The organism is Micrococcus sp. HSID17227, from assembly GCF_003989405.1.
Lineage (GTDB): Bacteria > Actinomycetota > Actinomycetes > Actinomycetales > Micrococcaceae > Micrococcus > Micrococcus luteus.
This window is the reverse complement of record NZ_RBLN01000449.1, coordinates 1-1,005: the sequence shown is the minus strand read 5'-3', so window position 1 is coordinate 1,005 and position 1,005 is coordinate 1. Positions and strand designations below refer to the sequence as shown.

Annotated in this window: 1 protein-coding gene and 1 pseudogene; both read left to right on the top strand. The window is 75.6% G+C overall.

The genetic code is table 11. The features are described from left to right. Nucleotides 1-696: 4-hydroxy-tetrahydrodipicolinate reductase (gene dapB, locus D8M29_RS12560; RefSeq protein WP_127446042.1), on the top strand; the 696-nt coding region annotated here is incomplete at its 5' end. Continuing rightward, a pseudogene (locus D8M29_RS12555) lies at nucleotides 689-1,005 on the top strand (hypothetical protein); the annotation flags it as partial. The gene dapB and the pseudogene D8M29_RS12555, both read left to right, overlap by 8 nt.

Genomic DNA, 1,005 nt, shown 5'->3' with positions numbered 1-1,005 from the left:
GTGCCCGCGGTGCGAGCGGCCGAGGGGCTGGAGCTCGTGGCCGAGCTCGGCTCGCAGGACCGCCTGGACGCGGTGCTCGACGCCGGCGCCACGCACGTCCTGGACCTCACGGTGCCGGACGCCTCGCCCGAGAACGTGGCCTTCGCCGTGGAGCACGGGCTGCACACGGTCGTGGGCACGTCGGGCTGGGTGCCCGAGCGCCGCGCGCGCCTCGAGGCGCAGTTGGCGGAGCACCCGGGGGTGGGCGTGCTGATCGCCCCGAACTTCTCGGTCGGCTCGGTGCTGGCCTCGGCGTTCGCCGCGCAGGCGGCGCGGTACTTCGAGTCCGTCGAGCTCGTCGAGCTGCACCACCCGGACAAGGTGGACGCCCCGTCGGGCACGGCCGTGCGGACCGCCGAGCTCATCGGCGCGGCCCGGGAGGCGGCCGGCGTGCCCGTCTCCCCGGACGCCACCGAGCACGACCCGGACGGCGCGCGCGGTGCCGTCGTCCACGGCGTGCATGTGCACGCGGTGCGCCTGCGTGGCCTGGATGCGCACCAGGAGGTGCTGCTGGGCGGGCCGGGCGAGCAGCTCGTGGTCCGGCACGACGCGTTCGACCGCGGCGCCTACATGCCCGGCGTCGTCCTCGGCCTGCGGACCGTGGCCTCCCGCCCGGGTCTGACCTACGGACTGGACGGATACCTGGACCTTGGCTGAGCCCTCCCGCACTCCCGACGACGGCGCCGTGGGCCCGACCGAGCCCGCCGCCCGTGCCCGCCGCTCGACCGTGATGAGCAAGGTGTGGGTCGGCTTCGTCTGCCTGCTCGTGCTGCTGTTCGCCGGGTTCGCCCTCAACGCGTCCGTCGCGCTGGTGCGCGCCCCGCAGCCGCTGGCCAAGGCGATCGGCGTGGGCGTCATCCTCGTGGTGCTGGTGACCGTGGCCGTCCTGGCCCGCGAGGTGTGGTTCGGCCGCCAGACCGAACGCCTGGCCGACCAGCTCGAGGCCGAGGGCGGACTGCCGGAGGG